Here is a 3,017-nt window from a genome sequence, read left to right on the forward strand (position 1 = left end):
GCTGCCGGTGGCCGCCGGGGCGCTCACCCCGACCGAGGCGTACCTCGCCGTCCAGGCCGGCGCCGCCGTGGTGAAGCTGTTCCCGGCGTCGCTGGGCGGGCCGGCGTACCTGAAGGCGCTGCGCGACCCGTTCCCGGACATCCCGTTCGTCGCGGTCGGCGGGGTCGGCCTGGCCGACTTGCCCGGCTACCTCGCCGCCGGGGCGATCGCCGTCGGCGTCGGCGGCCCGCTGGTCGGCGACGCCGCCTCCGGCGGGGACCTCGACGCCCTGCGCGAGCGGGCCCGCGCCTACCTCGCCGCCCTCGCATGAGCGGCGTGGACCTGCTGACCGTCGGCGAGGCGCTGGTCTCGCTGCGCTCGGCCGGGCCGATCACCGCCGGCGGCCCGCTCACCCCGCACCTGGCCGGCGCCGAGTCCAACGTGGCCATCGGCGTGGCCCGGCTCGGCCACCGCACGGCCTTCGCCGGCCGGGTCAGCGCCGACGAGCTCGGTCTGTTCCTGCTCCGGCAGCTGCGCGCCGAAGGAGTGGACGTCGGGCACGTCGTGCGCGACCCGGACCGCCCGGCCGGGCTGATGTTCCTGGAACGGCGGACCGCCGACCTGACCCGGGTGATCTACCAGCGGGCCGGTTCGGCCGGTTCGGCGCTGACCGTCGACGACCTGCGGCCCGCCCTGGCGGCCGGCACCCGGGTGCTGCACCTGACCGGGATCACCCCGGCGCTGTCCGACAGCGCCCGGACGGCCACCGAGTGGGCGGCCGGCGCCGCCGCCCGGTCCGGCGCGCTGGTCTGCCTCGACGTCAACCACCGGACCAAGCTGTGGAGCCGGGACGCCGCCCGCGCGGTGCTCACCCCGCTCGCCGGCCATGCCTCGGTCGTGGTCGCCTCCCACGACGAGCTGGACCTGGTCGGCGACCACGGCGCCAACGAGCCGACCGTGGTGGCCGGGCTGCTGGACCGGGGCGTGTCGACCGTGCTGGTGAAGCTCGGCGGCGACGGCGCCCGCGCGTACACCCGGCAGGGGTGCGTCGAGGCGGCGGCGCTGCCCGTGACCGCCGTCGACACCGTCGGCGCGGGGGACGCCTTCACCGCCGGCTACCTCTCCGGGCACCTGGACGGCCTCGACCTGGCGGGGCGGCTGCGCCGCGCGGTCACCCTGGGCGCCTTCGCCGTCGCCGGCCACGGCGACTGGGAGGCCCTGCCGCGCCGGGACGAACTGTCCCTGCTGGACGGGCGGCAACCCGGCAGCACCCTTCGCTGATCCCACCCCGAGAAAGGCAAGCGCGTGAAGATCGTCGCAGCGGACGTGATCGTCTCCAGTCCCGACCGCAACTTCGTCACTCTCAAGATCACCACGGACGAGGGGATCACCGGCCTGGGCGACGGCACCCTCAACGGGCGCGAGCTCTCCGTCGCGTCCTACCTGGCCGACCACGTCGTCCCCCTGCTGATCGGGCGCGACCCGCACCGCATCGAAGACACCTGGCAGTTCCTCTACCGGTCGGCGTACTGGCGGCGCGGGCCGGTCACCATGGCCGCCATCGCGGCCGTCGACGTGGCGCTCTGGGACATCAAGGCCAAGGCCGCCGGGATGCCGCTCTACCAGCTGCTCGGCGGCGCCTCCCGGACCGGGATCATGGCGTACGGGCACGCCTCCGGGCGGGACCTGCCGGAGCTGTTCGACTCGATCCGCCGGCACCTGGAGATGGGCTTCCGCTCCATCCGGGTGCAGACCTCGGTGCCCGGCATCAACGCCGTCTACGGCGTCGCCACCCAGCCCAGCGTCGACGGCAAGCGCTACGACTACGAGCCCGCCCAGCGCACCCCGCTGCCCGCCGAGGAGGACTGGGACACCCGCGCCTACCTGCGCCACCTGCCCGGGGTCTTCGAGGCGGTCCGCAACGAGTTCGGCCCCGAGCTGCCGCTGCTGCACGACGGCCACCACCGGATGACCCCCATCCAGGCGGCCAAGCTCGGCAAGGCGCTGGAACCGTACGACCTGTTCTGGCTGGAGGACTGCACCCCGGCGGAGAACCAGGAGGCGCTGCGCCTGGTGCGCCAGCACACCACCACGCCGCTGGCCATCGGCGAGGTCTTCAACACCGTCTGGGACTACCAGACGCTCATCCGCGAGCAGCTGATCGACTACGTCCGGTCCGCGGTCACCCACACCGGCGGCATCACCGCCATGCGCAAGCTGCTCGACTACGCCGCCCAGTACCAGATCAAGTCCGGCATCCACGGCCCGACCGACATCTCGCCGGTCGGCATGGCCGCCGCGCTCCACCTGGACCTGGCCATCCACAACTTCGGCATCCAGGAGTACATGCAGCACGGCGCGCTGACCAACGAGGTGTTCCGGCAGTCGTTCAGCTTCGCCGACGGCTACCTGCACCCGGGGGAGCAGCCCGGCCTGGGCGTGGAGCTGGACGAGGAGGCCGCCGCCCGGTTCCCGTACCAGCCGGCGTACCTGCCGTTCAACCGCCTCAAGGACGGCACGGTCCATGACTGGTGAGCGGCCGCCCACCCGGCACATCGTGGTGATGGGCGTGTCCGGGGCGGGCAAGACGACCGTGGCGCGGGGCATCGCCGAGGTGACCGGGCTGCGCTTCGCCGAGGCGGACGAGTTCCACTCCGCGGCCAACGTGGCCCAGATGCGCGCCGGCATTCCGCTGGAGGACGCGCAGCGCTGGCCGTGGCTGCGCACCCTGGCCGCCTGGATGGCCGACCGGCACGCCGAGGGGGTCTCCACCATCGTCACCTGCTCGGCGTTGAAGCGCTCCTACCGGGACGTCCTGCGGCAGGGCCCCGCCGAGGTGGAGTTTCTGCACCTGGACGGGACGGCCGAGCTGATCCGGGAGCGTCTGGACCGGCGGGTCGGGCACTACATGCCGGCCAGCCTGCTCGACTCCCAGCGCGCCATCCTGGAACCCCTCGAGCCGGACGAGGCCGGCGTCGTGCTCGAGGTGGCGGCCCCGCCCGACGACCTCGTCGCGGCGGCGATCCGCCGGCTCGGCC

At 74.1% G+C, this 3,017-nt stretch carries 4 protein-coding genes; all 4 read left to right on the forward strand.

Annotated features, from left to right (window positions below; all coding sequences use genetic code 11):
• Positions 1 to 310, forward strand: a 310-nt coding sequence (locus ACWEVO_RS33850) for a bifunctional 4-hydroxy-2-oxoglutarate aldolase/2-dehydro-3-deoxy-phosphogluconate aldolase (RefSeq protein WP_452311491.1), incomplete at its 5' end; no start/stop codon positions are given.
• Positions 307 to 1,260, forward strand: a complete 954-nt coding sequence (locus tag ACWEVO_RS33855; RefSeq protein ID WP_452311492.1) for a sugar kinase — start codon at positions 307 to 309, stop codon at positions 1,258 to 1,260. The genes ACWEVO_RS33850 and ACWEVO_RS33855, both read left to right, overlap by 4 nt.
• A 24-nt stretch (positions 1,261 to 1,284) precedes the next feature.
• Positions 1,285 to 2,514, forward strand: coding sequence for a D-mannonate dehydratase ManD (gene manD, locus ACWEVO_RS33860; RefSeq protein WP_452311493.1), 1,230 nt, complete (start codon positions 1,285 to 1,287; stop codon positions 2,512 to 2,514).
• On the forward strand, positions 2,504 to 3,017 hold a 514-nt coding region (locus ACWEVO_RS33865; protein ID WP_452311494.1), incomplete at its 3' end, for a gluconokinase. The genes manD and ACWEVO_RS33865, both read left to right, overlap by 11 nt.

This window comes from Micromonospora sp. NPDC003776, assembly GCF_053605645.1.